The sequence below is a fragment of the Chryseobacterium mulctrae genome, from assembly GCF_006175945.1.
GTDB lineage: Bacteria > Bacteroidota > Bacteroidia > Flavobacteriales > Weeksellaceae > Chryseobacterium > Chryseobacterium mulctrae.
In genome coordinates this window covers 946,678-967,099 of the sequence record NZ_VAJL01000001.1, presented here as the reverse complement: position 1 = coordinate 967,099, position 20,422 = coordinate 946,678, and the positions used below count along the sequence as shown (strand labels likewise).

The 20,422-nt window shown below is 33.2% G+C and carries 13 protein-coding genes and 2 pseudogenes; 9 read left to right on the top strand and 6 right to left on the bottom strand.

What is annotated here, in order from left to right:
• The first annotated feature begins 257 nt into the window (after positions 1 to 257).
• Positions 258 to 3,125, top strand: a complete 2,868-nt coding sequence (locus FDY99_RS04185) for a M16 family metallopeptidase (RefSeq protein ID WP_139419416.1) — start codon at positions 258 to 260, stop codon at positions 3,123 to 3,125.
• 81 nt (positions 3,126 to 3,206) lie between these two features.
• Here FDY99_RS04185 and FDY99_RS04180 read toward each other — a convergent pair whose 3' ends face one another.
• The gene (locus FDY99_RS04180; RefSeq protein ID WP_139419414.1) at positions 3,207 to 3,596 is read right to left on the bottom strand and encodes a VOC family protein; all 390 of its coding nucleotides are present in this window, start codon (positions 3,594 to 3,596) and stop codon (positions 3,207 to 3,209) included.
• Positions 3,597 to 3,607: 11 nt separating this feature from the next.
• The gene (locus tag FDY99_RS04175; protein ID WP_162304139.1) at positions 3,608 to 4,705 is read right to left on the bottom strand and encodes an MFS transporter; all 1,098 of its coding nucleotides are present in this window, start codon (positions 4,703 to 4,705) and stop codon (positions 3,608 to 3,610) included.
• Between the two features lie 175 nt (positions 4,706 to 4,880).
• Between FDY99_RS04175 and FDY99_RS04170 the strand changes: the two genes are divergently transcribed.
• Complete coding sequence (locus FDY99_RS04170) at positions 4,881 to 5,450, top strand: Crp/Fnr family transcriptional regulator (RefSeq protein ID WP_139419409.1); 570 nt, start codon at positions 4,881 to 4,883, stop codon at positions 5,448 to 5,450.
• A gap of 282 nt (positions 5,451 to 5,732) precedes the next feature.
• Here FDY99_RS04170 and FDY99_RS04165 read toward each other — a convergent pair whose 3' ends face one another.
• From FDY99_RS04165 to ligA, 4 genes are all read right to left on the bottom strand, one after another.
• Positions 5,733 to 7,874: a S46 family peptidase gene (locus FDY99_RS04165; RefSeq protein WP_139419407.1), complete on the bottom strand. Its 2,142-nt coding sequence runs from the start codon at positions 7,872 to 7,874 to the stop codon at positions 5,733 to 5,735.
• A 259-nt stretch (positions 7,875 to 8,133) separates the two neighbouring features.
• The gene (locus FDY99_RS04160) at positions 8,134 to 8,715 is read right to left on the bottom strand and encodes a Crp/Fnr family transcriptional regulator (protein ID WP_139419405.1); all 582 of its coding nucleotides are present in this window, start codon (positions 8,713 to 8,715) and stop codon (positions 8,134 to 8,136) included.
• Between the two features lie 272 nt (positions 8,716 to 8,987).
• The gene (locus FDY99_RS04155) at positions 8,988 to 9,632 is read right to left on the bottom strand and encodes an MgtC/SapB family protein (RefSeq protein WP_139419403.1); all 645 of its coding nucleotides are present in this window, start codon (positions 9,630 to 9,632) and stop codon (positions 8,988 to 8,990) included.
• A gap of 94 nt (positions 9,633 to 9,726) precedes the next feature.
• Positions 9,727 to 11,730 (bottom strand): NAD-dependent DNA ligase LigA, encoded by a 2,004-nt coding sequence (gene ligA, locus FDY99_RS04150; RefSeq protein WP_139419401.1) that lies wholly within the window; start codon positions 11,728 to 11,730, stop codon positions 9,727 to 9,729.
• A 240-nt stretch (positions 11,731 to 11,970) separates the two neighbouring features.
• Here ligA and FDY99_RS04145 point away from each other — a divergent pair.
• The 7 genes and pseudogenes from FDY99_RS04145 to FDY99_RS04115 form a co-directional block, all read left to right on the top strand.
• A pseudogene (locus FDY99_RS04145) lies at positions 11,971 to 13,527 on the top strand (TonB-dependent receptor); the annotation flags it as partial.
• Between the two features lie 118 nt (positions 13,528 to 13,645).
• Positions 13,646 to 14,524 carry an IS982 family transposase gene (locus tag FDY99_RS04140; RefSeq protein ID WP_063969482.1) on the top strand — a complete coding sequence of 293 codons (879 nt, stop codon included), beginning with the start codon at positions 13,646 to 13,648 and terminating at the stop codon, positions 14,522 to 14,524.
• A gap of 15 nt (positions 14,525 to 14,539) precedes the next feature.
• Positions 14,540 to 16,066: pseudogene (locus tag FDY99_RS04135) on the top strand (TonB-dependent receptor); the annotation flags it as partial.
• A gap of 67 nt (positions 16,067 to 16,133) precedes the next feature.
• Positions 16,134 to 16,880, top strand: a complete 747-nt coding sequence (locus FDY99_RS04130) for a glycerophosphodiester phosphodiesterase family protein (RefSeq protein ID WP_139419399.1) — start codon at positions 16,134 to 16,136, stop codon at positions 16,878 to 16,880.
• Positions 16,881 to 17,715: 835 nt separating this feature from the next.
• On the top strand, positions 17,716 to 18,429 hold the full coding sequence (locus tag FDY99_RS04125) for a 3-ketoacyl-ACP reductase (RefSeq protein WP_139419396.1): 714 nt from the start codon (positions 17,716 to 17,718) through the stop codon (positions 18,427 to 18,429).
• Positions 18,430 to 18,713: 284 nt separating this feature from the next.
• Positions 18,714 to 19,541 (top strand): 50S ribosomal protein L11 methyltransferase, encoded by an 828-nt coding sequence (prmA, locus tag FDY99_RS04120; RefSeq protein WP_139419394.1) that lies wholly within the window; start codon positions 18,714 to 18,716, stop codon positions 19,539 to 19,541.
• 16 nt (positions 19,542 to 19,557) lie between these two features.
• Complete coding sequence (locus FDY99_RS04115) at positions 19,558 to 20,403, top strand: SH3 domain-containing protein (protein ID WP_139419392.1); 846 nt, start codon at positions 19,558 to 19,560, stop codon at positions 20,401 to 20,403.
• Positions 20,404 to 20,422 lie beyond the last annotated feature (19 nt).

Sequence of the window (20,422 nt, the reverse complement as noted above, 5' to 3'; positions counted from 1 at the left end):
TTTTCCCCATAATAGGATTTAAATTTGTTTTTTATGTTTAAATATTGGTTTGTATACCTATGTTAAGAATTAAAAAATAATAATTTTTAAATTGAAATTATAGTTGTTAAATTGAATGATTTCTCAGCAGATTAGATTTTTAAAGTTTATACAAATCATAATCATAGATTTAATATAATCAATTGTGGTAGCTCTTATTTTTTGATTGCGTAAATTTGTAAGATGTTCTAAAATTTTAGAGCTTGTAAAATGAAAATATGACTGACAAAAAGTACGCAGAAACTCATCATACCGACAAAAATAACTACGATTATATTACCATTGCCAACGACGAAAATAAAGTAAGAATTTATACCCTCAAAAATGGTTTAAAAGTTTTTCTTGCCCAAAATTTTGACGCACCGAGAATTCAGACCTTTATTCCGGTGAGAACGGGAAGCAACAACGATCCTTCTGATAATACTGGTTTGGCGCATTATTTAGAGCATATGATGTTTAAAGGAACATCAAAAATCGGAACTCATAATTGGGAACAGGAAAAAGTTTTGATTGAAAAAATATCAGATTTATATGAGGAGCATAAAGCTGAACAAAATCCCGAGCTGAAAAAAGAAATTTATAAAAAGATTGACGAAATTTCTCAGGAAGCAAGTCAATATGCGATCGCCAATGAATACGATAAGGCAATTTCTTCTTTAGGAGCAAGCGGAACCAATGCACATACCTGGTTTGACGAAACAGTTTACAAAAATAATATCCCCAACAATGAGCTTGAAAAATGGCTTAAAGTGGAAAAAGAACGTTTTTCGGAAATTGTTTTAAGACTTTTCCACACAGAACTGGAATCTGTTTATGAAGAATTTAACCGCGCACAAGATAATGATTCCCGATTGGTGAATTACGAATTGATGGATGCGCTTTTCCCTACTCATCCAAACGGACAACAAACGACTTTAGGAAACCCGGAACATCTGAAAAATCCTTCTATGAAGGCGATTCACAAATATTTTGATGAATATTATGTTCCTAATAATTACGCAATTGTCTTGGTTGGAGATTTAGATTTTGAGAAAACAGTTGTATTAGTTGATGAATATTTTGGTCAAATTCCATATAAAGAATTGCCAAAGAAAGATTTAATTATAGAAAAACCACTGACTGAAATTGTTGAAAGAACGGTAAAAAGCCCGACAACACCAAGGCTTCAGTTAGCCTGGAGAACCGACAGTTACGGAACCAAAGAAGCGATGCTTGCCGATATTACAGCTAATATTTTGAGCAACAGGGGAGAAGCAGGATTATTGGATCTGAATATCAATCAGACTCAAAAAATGCTTTGGGCTCAAGCGTATTCTTTAGGTTTAAAACAGTACGGATATTTTTCTTTGGTTGCCGTTCCAAAAGAAAATCAGACGTTATCTGAAGCTAAAGAAATGATGTTGGAGCAGATCGAGTTATTTAAAAAAGGAGATTTTCCCGATTGGATGCTTCCTGCCATCATCAATGATTTTAAACTGCAAAGATTAAAAGGTCTTGAAACTGCAGAAGGTCTTGCTACAAACCTTTATGACACGTACATTAAAGGCAGAACCTGGGAAGAAGAATTAAGTGAAATGGATGAATATGCTTCTTTTACAAAACAGGATATTATCGATTTTTCGAATGCATTTTTCAAAGATAATTATGTGGTTATCAATAAAGAAAAAGGAGTTAATGACCAGCTTTTAAGAGTTGATAATCCGGAAATTACACCGATTAAAATTAATCGTGAAGCACAATCAGAGTTTTTGAAGGAAATTTTAGCCGATAAAACGGAAGATATTCAGCCTGAATTTATTAATTATCAGGAAGAAATTAAAACCGATTCAATTCAGGGTAAAAAAATAAGTTTCGTTAAAAACAAATACAACGAAATTGCTCAGGTGCATTTTATTTTTCCTTTCGGAAGTGATCATTACAGAGATCTGGCTATTTCTACGCAGGTTTTACAGTATTTGGGAACAGAAAAATTTTCACCAGAAGATTTAAAAAAAGAATTTTTCAAAATTGGAATCAGCAATGATTTTAAAACACATTCAGATCAGCTTACCATTTCTTTAAGCGGATTAGAATCTAATATTGAAAAAGGAATTTCATTATTGCAGCACTGGATGTATAATGCAAAACCTGATCAGGAAATTTACAATCAGTTTGTAGAAACCATTCTTGAGAACCGTGAAGCAATAAAAAAAGATAAGAACCGCATCATGACGGCGTTGACAACTTATACAAAACTTGGAGAAAATTCAAGATTTTTAGATGTCATTTCAAAAGACGAGCTTGAAAATGCAAAAGTGGAAGCGTTTACCGAACGCATGAAAAATCTGTTTGGTTTCCCGTACCAGATTTTCTTTTATGGAAAAGATTTTGAAGGCTTTAAAAATTATATTCCAAATTATATTTCGACTGAAGATTTTACGGTTTCCGAACCAAGAAAATATCCAGAACAGGAAACTTCAGGAAAGGTGTATTTCACCAATTACGATATGGTTCAGATGGAAATGAGTAAGATTGGGAAAAGCAACAATGTAAATCCTGAAAACTTTGGAAAGATTAATGTTTTCAATGAATATTTCGGTCGTGGTTTATCATCAATTGTATTCCAGGAAATTCGTGAAAGCAAGAGTTTGGCTTATTCTGCTTATGTTTCTTATTCGCCAAATTCGGAGCTGAATCATCCTGATTATATTACAACCTACATCGGAACTCAACCTGATAAATTACAGATTGCTGTTGTTACAATGATGGATTTGATGGATAAATTGCCCGAAGTTCCGGTTCAGTTTGAGAATGCTAAAAATTCTGCTTTAAAACAGATTGCATCAACCAGAATTACAAGAACGAATATATTCTTTAATACGTTGAGGTTGAAAAAACTGGGGATTAACTATGATTTCAGAAAAGATATTTACAATCAAATCGAAAACTTAAATTTTGAAGAAATTAAACAGTTTTATCAGACTGAAATAAAATCAATCCAGTTTAACACAGCGATTATCGGGAAAAAAGAAAACCTGAATTTGGAAGCGGTAGAGCAAATGGGAACTTTTGAGGAAGTAGGTTTAAAAGAAATTTTTGGATATTAAAAATATTCTAAAAATATAAAATTAAAACAGGCTGTTTCATTGATTGAAACAGCCTGTTTTTTGTTGTGAAAAGTTTTCAGATTACATAGAAATTTCTACGTAATTTCCTTCGGGATCCAAAACAACACTTTCGTAATAACCATCACCTGTAGTTCGAGGTTCGCTTTCGATGGTATAGTTATCTGCACGCAATCTTTCTGTTAAATCATTTACGGCTTCTTTACTCCCGACAGAAATAGCGAAATGAGCAATTCCTTTCATAAATCCTCTTTTATCAGGCTCTTGAACGATATCTTGTCTATTCATTAATTCAATCTGTGTTTTATCTTTGCCAAAATCTAAAAAGTAAGATGTAAAACCTTTCTTGGAATTAGTATATTTTTCATTTGACGTTACATTAAAATAGTTTAAATAGAACTCACGCATTTTCTCCAGATCGTCTACCCAAATAGCTAAATGGTCAATTTTCATACGTTTATATTTTAAAATTTAATTGATTTATATTGATAAGAAAGTATAATAATTAAGATCCCGAAAGAGGATGCAGCTAATAATGCAATTCTAAGATCTGTTATCTCCGAAAGCAAACCAATTAACGGTGGCCCGATCATGAAACCAAGGAAACTGATGGAAGAAACTGCTGTAATAGTAATACTTGCAGACATTGTCTTTAATCTTCCTGCTGCACTGTAACAAATAGGAACGATGGATGAAACACCTAATCCTATCAACAGAAAACCGAAAGTTGAGAGAATTAATCCTGGTGCAACTGTAGCTAATAATAATCCTGATGTGATTAATATTCCGCAAAATCTTAAGACAACGGAAGCCTGATAACGGTTTACAAATCGATCGGCAACAAAACGTCCAAATGTCATTGCACCCATACTTGCGATGTATCCCATTCGTACGAAAGTTTCATCAGGTTTTATAATTGTGGAAAAATAAACACTGCTCCAATCGAACATTGTTCCTTCGCAGAACATACTTCCAAATCCTATCAATCCTAAAATAATAATTCCTGAATCTAGTTTGAATGCTTTTTTAGACGTTTTAGCATCTGAATTTTCTTTAATATCCTGACCTAATAAACCACGACTGAATATAATGATTCCAATAACTCCGAGGATCAAAATAATAACTAAATGAGTGAAAATAGAGAATTTTGTTTCTGCAAAAACAGCGCCCAATATTCCGCCTGTTAATCCACCAAGACTCCATAATCCATGAAAAGAAGACATGATGTTTCGCTTGTACAGCGCTTCTAGACTGACAGCTTGTGTATTTACAGCAATATTTGCCATATTCGAAGTAATACCGAAGAAAAATAATATTAAAAACAATTGAGCAAAACTATTTGCTTGAGGAATAAATGTAAGTGCAATTGCATATAAAGTCATTGCAGTTATCAGAATAATTCTGCTTCCGAATTTGTTGACTAAATAACCGGAAACTACCATCATCATAAGTTGTCCTAAAGGCATCGCAAATAATACCTGACCCAATTGACCGTCGTTTAAATGAAGAGAAGATTTGATATCCGGAATTCTGCTTGCCCAACTGGCAAATATCAATCCCATGATAAAATAAAAATAAAAAATACTGAGACGTATTCGCGGTAATTTCTGTTGAGCCATGTTTGTTTTTAAAATTATGCTGCAAAGCTAGTGACAGATTAACGAAAGCAAAATGACGAACGTCATTTTCGTGTTGATTCAATTAAAATTAATAATTTTAAACCCTGATTTTTTTATAATGAATGTGATTAAAAACCTGCTCGAAAAATATAACGTGCAACTTTCTGAGGAATTAATGTTGAAGTTTGAATCGATATTGATACCAAAGCAGTATCAAAAGGACGAAATAATTTTAGAAGAAGGTACAATCAGCCGTTATCTCTATATTGTAGAAAAAGGGTTGGTTCGTCAGTTTTATTATAAAGACGGACGAGATATTACGGAACATTTTTCCTGTGAAGGCAATATTGCAACCTGCCTCGAAAGTGTATTTTTGCAACAACCTACTCGTTTGTTGATCGAAGCTTTGGAGCCGTCTACATTATTTCTTTTGGATTACGATAAATGGAAAAAACTTTGCGATGAATTTCCTGAAATGAATCAGCTATACAGAGCCGCAATAGAATATATGCTTATTGTCTCTCAACAAAAAGCAGATTCCTGGCGTTTTGAAAATTCAAGAGAACGATATGATCGATTTTGCAGAGAGCTTCCTTCTGTTTCCAGACGTGCTTCTGTTGCACACATTGCATCTTATCTGTTGATGTCACCCGAAACTTTAAGCCGTGTAAGAGCAGGAGTTTTGTAATGTAAAATTGTTTTAATTTTTATTTAACCGCAAAAGTGGCAAAAGATTTATATCTTTCTATTTAAAGTTGAAAAAAGCACACAAAACCTTTAAAAATCTTTGATTTTTTATTCTTTTGAGAACTTTGATTATCTAATAATAACTTTATAATTATCTTTTGTATCTTTTGCGGTTAAATCTAAAATTAGTTTAAAGAGACTTAATATAAAAACGAAAAACCCTTGAAGCAATTTCAAGGGTTTTATGTTGAATCTTATCTTTTAGATCTAGATAAAATAAGTCTTATTTTACAACTTTCATCTCATCGATCAGCCATTTTGAATCGGCAAATTTATCGATGATGAAAAGAATATATTTCGTGTCAACCATGATATTTCTGCTGAAACGAGGATCGTAATTGATGTCACTCATTGTTCCTTCCCACTGTCTGTCGAAATTCAACCCAACAAGATTTCCGTGTGCATCCAAAGCAGGACTTCCTGAATTTCCACCTGTTGTATGGTTGGTTGCAGTAAATCCTACAGGAACATCACCACTTTTATCTTTGTAATTTCCGTAATCTTTTTTATTGTAAAGATCGATCAGTTTTTGAGGAACATCAAATTCATAATCTCCAGGAATGTATTTTTCCATAACTCCTGCCAAATGTGTTTGGTAATCGTAAGTTACCGCATCTTTTGGAGTAGATCCTTTTACTTTTCCGTAAGTTACACGAAGCGTTGAATTGGCATCTGGGAAGAATTTTCTGTCTTTATCTGTAGCCATTTGCTGCGCCATATACTTTTTCTGTAACGCATCAATCTTAGTCTGTAAATTTGTGAATTGTGGATCGGCAGTTTTCATATAAGTATCTTTAATACTCATAAACAACTGATAAACGCCATCTTTTTTAATCGTTTTGATCAATTTATCCTGGTTTGAAAATGCTTTTTCAATATCTCCGTTAAGAGCGGCACCATTCACCTGGCTTCTTCCTGTGATGATAGAATTTTTTGATAATTCTTCAAAATTGGTGATGTTCTGCGACTCATTTTTATATTTATCAAAACCAGCCGGTAAAAACTGTGCATCGGTCTTGTTAGCGTATAATGCCAAAAGTTTAGCGGTAACTTTAGAATCTAGTTCAGCGCTGTAATCTTTGTAGAAAGAAGTCAGTTTGTTTTTAAAAGCAGCTGTTCCTTTTTCATCCATTCTTCCCGCTTCCACAGAAGTGATATAATTTGAATACATATTTGCCAACGCAAACGTTTCTGCATTTCTTACAACTTCACTGTAGTAAGCATTGTTTAAAGCATAAGGAGCCTGATCGTTATACAATTTATTCAATTGGTCTAAAGTCGCTTTTACTTCATGATTTTTAGCAACCAAAGAACCTTCGTACATTACTTTTTTCTGTACCGCATTAGATTTTTTCAAACCTTCCACTTCACCGATCCATTTTTTCCAGTAATTGGCTACAGAGGCAAATTTAGAAGCGTATTTAATTCTTGTCGCATCATCAGTACGCATTTTTTCGTCTAAAGTTTTCAGAGCAACGTCACGCACGGCAATTCTTGCAGGATCAATCTCTTTCATGATTTTTTCTACTGCAATCGCAGGAAGATATTCTGTAGTTCTTCCCGGAAATCCGAATACAAATGTGAAATCATTCTCTGCTTTATCTTTTATAGAAACAGGTAAATAATGTTTCGGAACGTAAGGAACGTTGTCTTTAGAATATTCTGCAGGCTTATTGTTTTTATCAGCATAAATTCTGAACATCGAGAAATCTCCCGTATGTCTCGGCCAAACCCAGTTGTCTGTATCGCTTCCGAATTTTCCGATACTTTGAGGAGGTGCACCAACCAAACGTACATCTTTGTAAGTTTCGATCACATAAGCGTAAAATTTATTGCCGTAATACATCGGTTTCACAGAAATAGACTGATAGTTCTCTATTTTCTGAGAATTTTTGTAAATCTCAATATTTTTAGCGATTTGTTTTGCGAGTTCCGGCTCCTGAAGATTATCGGTGTCTTCTAAAATCTGACCAGAAACATCTTTTATATCAACAATAAAATCAACTGTCACTCCCGGATTTGGAAGTTCTGTGCTCATGTTTTTTGCCCAAAAACCGTTAGAAAGAAGGTCGTTTTGAACAGTAGAATGAGCCTGAATTTGCCCGTAACCACAGTGATGATTGGTAAGTAATAATCCTTTTGGTGAAATGATTTCGGCTGTACAACCACCATTGAACTGTACTACTGCATCTTTGATACTTGGTTTTTGTGTATTAAAAATATCTTTTGCAGAAATTTTCATCCCAAGATCTTTCATTTCCTTTTCATTGAGTTCCGTAGGAATCCACATTCCGCCGTATTGCTGAGCAATTCCCCAAGAGAAACTGAAGAACGCAGAAGCAATAAGAATATTACGTTTTATCATTATTTAAAAATTTTGTCTAAAATACGCATTTTAATTTTTTTAAGAAAAGAAAAACCCTTCCTAAAAATAAAATTTAGGAAGGGTCTTTCGGATTATTTTTTTTTGTTAAATATTTTTTCGAATCATATTCGGAAAAAACTTTTCAATATATATAGTCTTCATGTTTTTCGAGTTTTGAAAACAAAAAAAAACATCGTTTGTGTTTTGCTTTCGTTTGCAAAATAAATCAAAAAATATTGAATAAAAAATGAACATAGGTTCATAAAAGTTGTTTTCTGATGCGACTTAAAGCTTGTGGAGTTATTCCGATGTAAGATGCAATATGTTTCAAAGGAATTTCTCTTATAAAATGCGGATATGCCTTTACCAAATTATTGTAACGTTCTTCTGCACTGTGCATGAGTAATGAAATTTCACGCTGAGTTTTTCGTACATATAGATTTTCGGCAGAAATTCTTCCCAAATAATTTCCGACTTTACTTCTTTCGTAAAGCTCCTGAAGATCATCAAAATGAATTCTGTACATCACGGTTTCCTGTACCGTTTCTACGTTATAAGCACAAGGATTTCTAGTAATAAAAGAATCGTAAGCGCTACAGAACATATTTTCTGAAATCAAAGAAAATGTAATTTCTTTTGAAGGCTCGGTAGGATGTACTTTATTCACAAAAAAACGGATAATTCCCTTATCGATAAAATACAGATAATCTTCTACAGTTCCTTCTCTTAAAATCATTGTTTTTTTTGGTAAAACAATCTTCTCAAATTTGTTGATGTGATACAAAGCTTCTTCGTGAGAAAGGCCTTCTATACTATTGTAAATATTCAGCAGTTTTTCCATGAAATCCTTATGGATATTAGTTTTTCGTATTGTAAAAGTAATATTTAATTTTCGTTAAACCTTATTTTTATCGAAGTTAAATAATTAGACTTTGTAGCTTTGAATTTTGAAAAACGCTGTAAAAATAAATTGAATTAAAAATATAAATCAGGATTAGAATTTACATGAAAAAATCAGGCAGAAGATCTCTTTGTTTGTTTAAATTTTTAGGGTGTGAATTATTCAATAAAATTTGATTTTTTAATTGAAATTTTATGTTTTACGATTGGTTTTTAAAACTGAAAAGAATCGATTTTCTCATCATTCATCATCTGCTGAATCAAGTTTTCATGATGATTATTTTTTCCTGTAAGAAGCCAGGTTGTATTGGATGATCCTTTTGAAAACTGCTGTTTTACGACAACGAATTTTAAATGATTCGTTTTAAATAATTCTTCACAATAATCAAGATTTTCTCTGTTGGAGACTGCAATTTTATACTCCCGGATTTTGTGTTTATGATCAATATATGTTTGAAAATAAGTGAGTGAACTCAAAATTAACAAAACCAGAACAGTTCCTAAAAGTGATAAATAAACATATCCTGCACCAACTGCCATTCCGATGGATGCAGTAGCCCAAATTGTTGTAGCAGTAGTAATTCCGTCGATTTTATTGTCGCCTTTAAATATAACTCCCGCTCCCAAAAAACCGATTCCTGTAATAATATTGGCGGCAATACGATCGGGATCATTAACTCCTATTTTTATAGAAAGAATGGTAAAAAGGCAGGCTCCGAAACAGACAAGAATAAATGTTCTTAATCCTGCAGATTTGTTTCTGTATTCTCTTTCTGCACCAATGCAAAGACCGAGGAATACCGAAATAAATATCAAAAGCAATTCGTTTTGAATGGAGTGGTCTTTTAGGAAATCCATTTTTTATAGTTTAATGAAATAAAATTACGATAAAATATCAAACGAAAAGACTGCCTAAAAAGACAGTCTTTAATTAATTTTTTAAATGATTATTTTAATTATTAATCAGATCCAAAAACTGTTGTTCATCAAGAATTGTGATCGTTCCGATGTCTTGTGCTTTCTTCAGTTTGCTTCCTGCTTTTTCACCAACAACAAGATAATTCAGGTTTTTAGAAACGGCAGAGATGTTTTTTCCGTTGTGCTTTTCTACCATTTCTTCGGCTAATTCTCTGGTGAAAAGTGAGAGTTTTCCGGTAAATAAGAAAGTTTTTCCTTCCAAAGCATTCGATAAAACTTCATTCGTATTTTCTCCTTTTTCCAACTGTACGCCGTAAGATTTTAATCTTTCAAGCATTAAAATGTTTTCAGAATTATTAAAGAAATCAACAATACTTACAGCGATTTTCATCCCGATATCTTCTACCTGACATAATTCTTCGGCAGTTGCATTTTTTAAATCGTCAATCGTGTTGAAGTTTTTGACTAATTTTTTAGCAACGGTTTCTCCTACATGTTTAATTCCGATTCCATATAAAACTTTTTCAAAAGGAATTTCTTTTGATTTTTCAATTCCGGTGATGATATTTTGTGCCGATTTTTCAGCCATTCTTTCCAATGGAAGAAGTTGCTCTTTTGTTAAAGCATAAAAGTCAGCCGGATTTTCAACCAATCTTTCTTTATAAAGCTGTTCGATCGTTTCACTTCCCAAATTATCAATATTCAAAGCCTTTCTAGAAACATAATGGATCATTCTTCCTATAACCTGCGGTGGACAATGTAAATCGTTCGGACAAAAATGAATGGCCTGATCTTCTACTTTTACAAGCTCAGTTCCACATTCCGGGCAATTTTTGATATATTCAATTTCTTTGCTTTCAGATGTTCTTTTTTCTGTATTTACACCAACAATTTTAGGAATAATCTCACCGCCTTTTTCTACAAAAACAAAATCTTTTTCGTGAAGATCCAATTTTTTGATGATGTCTTCATTATGCAGTGAAGCTCTTTTTACAATAGTTCCGGCTAATAAAACAGGTTTTAAGTTGGCAACAGGAGTAATTGCTCCGGTTCTTCCGACTTGATAAGAAACACTTTGTAATTCGGTTTCCACTTTTTCAGCTTTAAATTTATAAGCCATTGCCCAACGTGGAGATTTTGCGGTGTAACCAAGCTGTCTTTGTTGTTTTATTGAGTTTACTTTCAGTACAATTCCGTCAATTTCAAAAGGAAGATTATGTCTTTCTGTGTCCCAGAAATTAATAAACTCTTTAATTTCATCTAAATTTTTGCAGAGTTTCGCCTGATCTGATATTTTAAATCCCCAATTTTGTGCCTGATGAAGCAATTCCCAATGCGTTTCAACAGGAATTTCATCTGAAACAAACTGATAAAGTACCGATGAAAGCCTGCGTTTTCTAACTTCACCACTATCCTGCATTTTTAAACTTCCACTGGCTGTGTTTCTTGGGTTCATAAACGGATCTAAACCTTCTTCTTCACGCAGTTTGTTTATTTTGTCGAAGTTTTTTCGGGTTAAATAAATTTCGCCACGCATAAAAAATCTTTCAGGAAAGTCTCCGTTCAGTTTCAACGGAATATCTGAAATTGTACGCACATTGGCTGTGATTTCATCTCCCTGAAAACCGTCACCACGAGTTACCGCTTGTGATAATTTTCCATTTTCGTAAAGAATAGAAATTGAGGCACCATCATATTTGAGCTCGGCAACAAATTCTACAGGTTCGTCAATTGTTTTAATGATTCGTTTTTCCCAGTCTTCCAAATCATCAAAGTCGTAAGAATTATCCAAAGAATACATTCTAAACTGATGCTGAATGGTTGGGAATATTTTTGTGACACCGCCTCCAACACGAATAGTTGGCGAATTATCGTCATGGAATTCCGGATATTGCGCTTCCAGATCCTGAAGCTCTTTTAATAATAAATCAAACTCAAAATCTGAAATACTGGGTTCATCCAACAGATAATAATTTTCATTATGCTGATGAAGTTCTTTACGGAGTTGCTCTATTTTATGCTGAATGTTTTCGGACATGCGTTTTCTATCTTTTCAACAAAAATAATGTAAATAATAGTTTAAAAAAATACCACTATTAATTATTCTGAGAAAATTAAAACTTTGTAATCTTATCTAACGAATTGATAGCCTTGAGAATAATGTTATCGTTTACACTTATTTAACATAATATTTCAATTTAATTAAAAAAATGTTAAAACACCCTTAAACAGATGGCTTACAAAGTCACTATACCTTTGTGCCCAATTAATTTATTATATGAAAAAAGCAAAGATTTTATTGGGACTTCTGTTTTTGGGAGTAGGAACTATTGCCTATGCACAAACAACACAAGCTTCTATTGTGGGGAAAATTACGGGCAAGAAAGTTCAGGAAAAGGTGAAAGTTACTATCGTGAATGAGTCTACCGGTTTTCGTACAGTAACAGAAACTAATTCTAAAGGGGAGTATATTTTTAAAGAAATACCTTTAGGAGGACCTTATACGGTAATCGTAAATGAGGAAAAGAAGGAAGGCTACAATGTGAATTTTGGAGATCAGGTGACTGTGAATCTTGATTTAGATGAAGGCGAAAAAACGATTGAAGAAGTAGTGATCAATGGAAATCTTAAAAATAAAATAGGAAACTTAGGAGCAGCAACTGCCATTTCAGCGAAGAATATAGGAATTTTACCCGTAAACGGACGAAATTTTACTAGTCTTACAGATTTGTCTCCTTTAAGCGGTAAAAACGGAAACTTATCTGGTCAGCTAGGTTCTTCTACCAATTTTACCATTGACGGGATGACGGCGAAAAACCCAACCTCTGCAGGATCTACAACAAGCCGAAGTGGTGCGCCTTTTTCTATATCGATTGAAGCGGTAAGAGAATTTAAAATTACAACCAATCAGTATGATGTTACCTTGGGTAGAAGTGGAGGTGGAACGGTAAGTGCGGTTACAAAATCAGGAACCAATAAATTTTCAGGAAGTGCTTGGGAATATTTGAGAACCAACTGGCTTTCGAGTCCGTATGATATTCGTGGAAACAAGAGAGATGTTGATTTTTCTACTTCTCAGTTCGGGTTTTCATTGGGTGGACCGATTATTAAAAATAAGCTACATTTTTTCGCAGCTTGGGATCATCAGTTAGATTCTAGACCGTTGCAGATTGCAGATATCAAATCGCGTGAAGATGAGTTGAGATTAAATACTACAACAGCGACACTTAATAAATTCCTTGATATTGCAAGAGCAAAATATGGCGTTGGAAATTCTCCACAATTTGGAAGTTTCGATAAAGTAAGGAATTCTGATGCCGCATTTTTACGTTTAGACTGGCAGATTAATGATAAAAACTTATTGACATTAAGAAACAATTTTACTTACGATCTCAATAAAAACGGATTAGGAGACAATACAGCTATTAATGCATTCGAGTCTTACGGAACCGATAAAAACATGGATAACAGTTTGTTGTTAACTTTAAGATCTAATTTAAAGCCTAATATAACGAACGAATTGAAAGTTCAGCATTTATATACCTTTCAGGACAGTTATCAAAGTGACCAGTTGGGACATGCTGTTCCGAGAGCGATTGTAGAAAATATAATCACTAATATTGACGGAAACAAGGCAACAAATATCCAGATTGGAGGTCACCGTTTTGCGCAGGAAAGCTTCAAAAATAATGTGATCCAGATCGTAGATAACTTGTATTACAATACCGATAAGATCAAATATACTTTTGGGGTAGATTTCATGTACACAAAAGCAAGATCTGTGTACGGAAGTGAGGTCAACGGAAGATTCCATTTCAGAGAAAATCCTACAGTGAACGGCGGCGATAATCTATTTAATTTTAACCTGTTGTGCATTTAGGAATTAAACAATAAAAGATTGTTCATTTGGTTCAAAAACCGTATATTTATTTGACTACCAATCATTTAAATACATGAACAATCTTATTCAAAACTACAAAATTATTTTAGAAGAATTGATAAATACTTGCAGTCATATTAAGACTAAACCTCAGATCAGAGTTCCAAAACTTTCTGATTTAGAACTTGTAGCTTTAAATATTACAGCAGAATATATGTCGATAAACTCTGAATTACAACTGTTTAGATACATTTCAAAAACAGAATTAGAACAAAAAATAGAAAGAAGCGTTTATAACAGAAGAAAGCGAAAATTGTTTTTCTACTTAGAAGAAATACGCAGAGTTTTGAGTGCAAAGTTTTCTGATTTTACAAACGTTTTTATTGTTGATTCAACACCATTGGAGATATGTAAAATAAGTAGGGCAAATCGCAGTGGAATTTGTTCCACAGAAAATATTCGTCCGGAATTTGGATATTGTGCTGCACAAAAAACACGATATTTCGGCTATAAATTACATGCTGTCTGCGACAAAAACGGTGTTTTTCATTCCTTCGATTTTTCTCCGGCAAACGTTCATGACATAAATTATCTGAAGGATATAAAAGAAAACTTCAAAAACTGTTTACTGATAGGCGACAGAGGATATATTAGCGAAAAATTAAGGGTTGATCTGTTCAATTACTCAAACATTAAACTTTCTGTTCCAATGAGAAAAAATCAACATGAATTTGTATCGTTTTCGAAAGTAAAATCTAAAATTAGAAAACGGATTGAAACAGCTATATCACAACTGAGCGGACAATTTTTACTACACATCAATTTAGCAAAAACTTTTGAAGGGTTGGCAACCAGAATTACCTCTAAAATCACTTCTTTTACAATGATACAATATCTTAATTTCTTTATATTTAAAAGAAGTTTAAACAAAATAAAAATTAATTTATCCTAAATGCACAACAGGTTTAATTTTAATAATCTTATTTCTAACAGATTTTACAGAGAAGTTCCTTTGGTAGAAGACCCTTCTGTGAAGTCGAGTATTTGGAATGCCGGTATTTATGGTCAGATCCAGACGAAAGTGGCAAAAGGATTAGATTTTATGGCTGGTTTAAGGCTTGATTATGGTGGTTATCCGAAAGCTCAGTTTAATCAGAAATTATTTGACGAAATGGGGATCAGAACTGACAATCAAATTAAATCATTTGTTATTCAGCCAAGATTTCAGTTTGAGTGGAATGTGAATGAAGGAAATAAAGATTTCTTGAAATTTGGAGCAGGAATTTTCTCTTCAGATATCAACAATTATATGGTAATCAATAATTTGGTTTTTGATGGGAAACATTTGGCAACGGTTGACGTTAATCCTTCACAAATTGGTTTGACACCGGATTTCAACAGTTATAGAAACGATTACAATACTGTTCCTACATTATCTCAATATCAGCTTCCGACCATTAATTATACAGGGGAAGATGCGAAAATTCCGATTGTTTACAAAGCAAATATCTCGTATACGCATTTCTTCAACGAAAGATTTAGAGCAGGAGTTGCGGGTTATATGGCTTTAGGAAGAAACAATTACTTCTATTATGACAGAAATATGAGAAAAGATCCTTTTTTCACATTAGATGCCGAAGGTGGAAGAGGTGTTTTTGTTCCTGCTAGTACGATCAATGCAAGTAATGGTGTAATGAATTGGAAAGAAGGAACGATCAACAAAAATTTTGGAAGAGTTTTAGAGCTTGTAAGTGACGGAAAAGTGAATCAATTCTCTTTTGTAGTTGATACAAGTTACCGTTACTGGAAAGACGGAGAAATTACGGCAAGTTATACGTGGTCAGATATTAAAGATAATACTTCGTACAACGGAAACGTAGCGAATTCTGCAACATTGTCAACATTGGTAGAAAGTGATCCCAGAAATCTGAGAATGACCTATTCTGATAACCAGTTCAGAAACAAAGTAGTTTTATACGGAAATTCACCTACAATTGCAGGATTTACTTTAGGAATCAGATATTCAGGAATTGGAGGAACGCGTTTCTCGGTGACTTCGGGAGGGAATATTAATGGAGATTTCGTAGATACTAACGATTTAGCATACATTTTCCCTCAACTGACGCAATCTCTGATTGATGATCCTGAAGTTGGGAAAGCTTTAAAAAATTACATCACAGATTACAATAACCAAATTGCAGAAAGAAACGGCGGAAAGAACGGATTCTACGGAGTTTGGGATGTACGTGTAGCGAAAAAAATTAAGTTTGAAAAAGTTGGAGCTTTTGAACTTTCTGTTGATATTTTCAACCTTGCCAATTTACTTAACAGAGAATGGGGGGTAAACAAATCTTACGGAAATATGTCTTTGTATAGAATAAACAAATTCGACCCGGTTACAAAACAGTTTGAATATGCTAAAAATACCAGCGGTTTAGCACCTTTATCAGGGAATCCTTATCAGATCCAGATCGGAGCAAAATATTCATTCTAAAAAATAAGTACTAATTTTATCTAAAAGTCTGAAAAAGGCTTTTAGATTTTAATGATCAATCGATATTATGAAAAAGTTTATCTTAGGGTTTGCAGTTTTAACGACAGTTTTTATGAATGCACAAACCCAAATTATTGCGCACAGAGGTTATTTTCAGACGCAGCCTCCAACAACGGAAAATTCTATTACAGCATTACAAAATGCTCAAAAACTAAAGATTTACGGATCTGAATTTGATGTAAGAATGTCTAAAGACGGTATTTTGGTTATTAACCACGATGAGCATCACGGTAAAATGGAAATTTCTGAAACAGATTTTAAAGAACTGGCAAAACTAAAACTTTCAAACGGTGAAAAATATCCGACTCTAAAAGACTATTTGAAATCGGGTAAAAAAGACAAGGCTTTAAAGCTTATCGTAGAAATAAAACCAGCAAAGACAGAAGCTTTAGAAAACGAAATGGTTGAAAAAACCGTTAAGATGATTAAAGAAATGAAGCTTGAATCTCAATGTGAATACATTTCATTTAGCTTAAATATCTGCAAGCAGATCAAAAAAATCGCTCCAGATTTTAAAGTTCAGTATTTAAGAGGTGAACTTTCTCCACAACAGATTAAAGACGAAGGTTTAGACGGATTAGATTATCACTATTCAGTATTTCAGAAAAACCCGACATGGATCTCTGAAGCGAATGCTTTAGGGTTAATCACCAATTCCTGGACGGTAAATGACGTTGAAATTTACACCGAATTGAAAAAACAAGGAGTAAAATTTGTTACTACCAATATTCCGGATCAGTTGAAAGACAAATAAATTTATTGTATTATTTAAACAAAAAAATCTGTCTCATTTGAGGCCGGTTTTTTTTTAAATAAGCGTGGTTTGTTGCTCTGTAGAGGCAATGTCTTTGTAGCAAAATTTCCTCTTGCATCCTAAGCTCCGTAGGAGCGACACGTTACTTTGTAAATAAAAAATTGAATAAAATTGTGGTTTTTATTTTCTCAAGAAAAGGCATTAAGTTATACTAAAAATAACTCACTTTTTATATTAAACATAATTCATTCATTTAATACACTGCTAACTAAAAGCTTGTGCATTGTTGTTAATTATGAATTAATATCTCGTTTAGAATTTGTTCAAAATATGTTAAAGCCCTATTAAAGCTATGTTCGTCATAGCTTTCTAATTTTGCACAAAACAAAAAAATGTAGACGTAAAGAAACTTAATTCTTTATCGAAAGCGAAACAGTTAAAGTAGAATACAGAATCGACAACAGAAAATGAGACGAAATGGAATACAATGGAAACATCGATCTCAAATTTGCAAACTTTATTTTTAAATGGAATTCTACAGAAAAATATTCCTAGGAAAAATACTTTCAGATCCTGAACGGTCAAAATATAGGGATGGCGGCTTGGAAAATAAATTAGATTTTGAAAAATACAATATTAAGGTGGAAGTCTATATATTGATCCATTACATCATTTTTACTTTTTATATATTACTTTCAAAAACCAGCTTATTCGTAAGTTGGTTTTGTTTTGATTTGATATAGAATTTCCTGATGATTAATTTTTATTAAATCAAAAATATAAACACTTGTTTGAAAAAATGGTTTCGTAAATTTGCATCATAAAAATTTAAATAATGAATCTAAAGGGAAAAAATGCCATCATTACAGGTGGTGGAAGAGGTCTCGGAAAAGCAATCGCTTTAATTCTTGCGAATGAAGGAGTGAATATAGGAATCACAGGAAGAAACGAAGAAAACCTTAAAATGACTGTTGACGAGATCCAGAAATTGGGTGTTAATGCAGCATACGCAGTTTTTAGTATCGATAATGAAATTCATGTAAAAGCAGGAATAGAATCGATTGTAGAACAATTGGGTGGAGTAGATATTCTAATCAACAATGCCGGGATCGGTGATTTCGGTTCTATTGAAGAGATGCCTTCAGAAACTTGGGAGCAGGTAATCAAAACCAATCTTTTCGGAGTGTATTATGCAGCAAAAGCTGTTTATCCATATTTAAAAGAAAAAGGTGAAGGTGATATTGTAAATGTAGCTTCTACAGCAGGATTGAAAGGCGGACCGAATATGTCGGCTTATGCAGCTTCAAAAGCAGCCGTCGTTTCTTTATCTCAATCAATGATGGCAGAATGGAGAAAGCAAAACATTCGTGTAATTACTTTAACGCCGAGTACAATTGCTTCAGATATGTCTATTCAAGGAGGCTTAACAGACGGAAACCCTGATAAAGTACTTCAGCCTGAAGATTTCGCAGAATGGGTAAGAGATATTTTGAAAATGAACAGACGCGCTTTGATCGCGAATGGCTCTATTTTCTCTACAAATCCTTAATTTAGAAGTTAGAAACTAGATAGTAGAAGTTAGTATTAGAAACACCGAAATTCCCCTTCTTTAAAGAGGTGGATTTTTGTGAAACAAAAATACGGGATAGCTATAAATAATAACAACTTCTACATTAAGATAATAAAATCAATAGGAGCGGGCTTTAGCCCGCTTTTGTTTTGATACGATACATGGCTTCAGCCAAAATATATTTTCTTTCAATTATAATCTTCATGGGTAAATCTCATCGGCTTTAAACTTTTAAATACTTATTTTTGCAACAAATTATTCACATGCAAAATTATTTAGAATTCGATTTCAAGATTTCTCCACTTCAGCCTTGGAACGAAATATTAATGGCAGAACTTATCGAGATAGGTTTCGACAGTTTCACAGAAGAAATTCATGGTATTTTAGGATATATTCAGAAAGAGCTTTTCAAAGAAGAAGAATTGAAAGCGTTGCCTCTTTTTCAAAATGAAGAAGTGAAAATAGAATATACTTTCACCGAAATGCCCAATATCAACTGGAATGAAGAGTGGGAAAAGAATTTTGAACCGATCAATATCGATGATAAAGTATTGATCAGAGCAGAATTTCATGAATCTGTAGAAGGAATGCACGAAATTATCATTCAGCCTAAAATGTCTTTCGGAACAGGTCATCACCCAACAACGCATTTGATGATTCAGCAAATGATGGATATCGATTTTAAAGACAAGAAAGTTTTAGATATGGGTTGCGGAACTTCGGTTTTGGCGATTTACGCAAAACAAATCGGAGCCGGAGATACACAAGCCATTGATATTGATGAATGGTCAGTTGAAAACTCAAAAGAAAATGCTGTAAGAAACGGTGTAGAATTGGATATCGAATTGGGAACTGCAGATAATTTAGGCAAAGAAAATTACGACATTATTTTAGCGAATATCAACAGAAATATTTTGATCTCAGATATTCCAACGTATGTTTCTGTTTTAAATGAAGGTGGTAAATTATTGCTTTCAGGATTGTGTTTCTTCGATGTTGATGATATTTTGGAGGTTTGTAAAGAAAATAATTTAGAACTAAAAAAGAAACTGCAGCGTGAAGAATGGGTAAGCTTATTGCTTGAAAAGTAAATTGTAAAATATTAATATGAAACCATTCATCACTGTTTTATTTGTATGCATCATTCAGTTTTTTTCTGCGCAGGAAGAAGATTATGAGTATGCAAACGGAGTTTTTCATTTTGAAGAAAATAAAACGCAGAAAATTTTTACCGATCTTACGAGAATCAGACAGTCACCAAATGTGAATGCCCAAATTCTCGATTCTTTACAAATGAATCAGCAGATTTTGATCCTTAAACAAGATGAAACGATTTTGAAATTAGGCGAAAGAAGAGCCAATTGGTACAAAATATCTTACCAGAAAGGTGATAAAACATCCGAAGGCTACGTTTGGGGTGGAAATCTTTGTGTAGGTTACAGAACTAAAAACGGATATGATTTTCTTTTTGGCTTAACGAAAACCATTAATAAAAAAGACAAGGAATATCCTGAGATTGTGATCAAGCAAAATATTGCTTCCATTAAAATGGTTGAAGGAAATACACTGATCGATGAGGTTTCTTTCGATACCGGTTCAGCCGAAAGTCTGAGTTACGGAACCTTTACTATTGAGAGCAATCATAAGTTGAAAAATGTAGAATTTACTTTAAAAGCCATGGTTTCTGGTGAAGCCTGTGGAATTGCAAGTTATGACCAATATGTTTTGGTGAAAGATAAAAAAATGATTGTGCTTCCACAGTTGATGAACGTGGGAGATGCAGATGTTTATTATCACAGTGAACAATTTGTTTTTCCTAACGATAAAGGCGGAATTCCCGATGCTTTTATTTTTAAAACGGAAGAGATGGAAAAAGATGAGAAAGAGCGTGAAAAGAAGAAAAACGCCTCAAAAACGTATCTTTGGAATGGTGATTCTTATCGATTGAAATAATTTTAATTATAAATTTGAA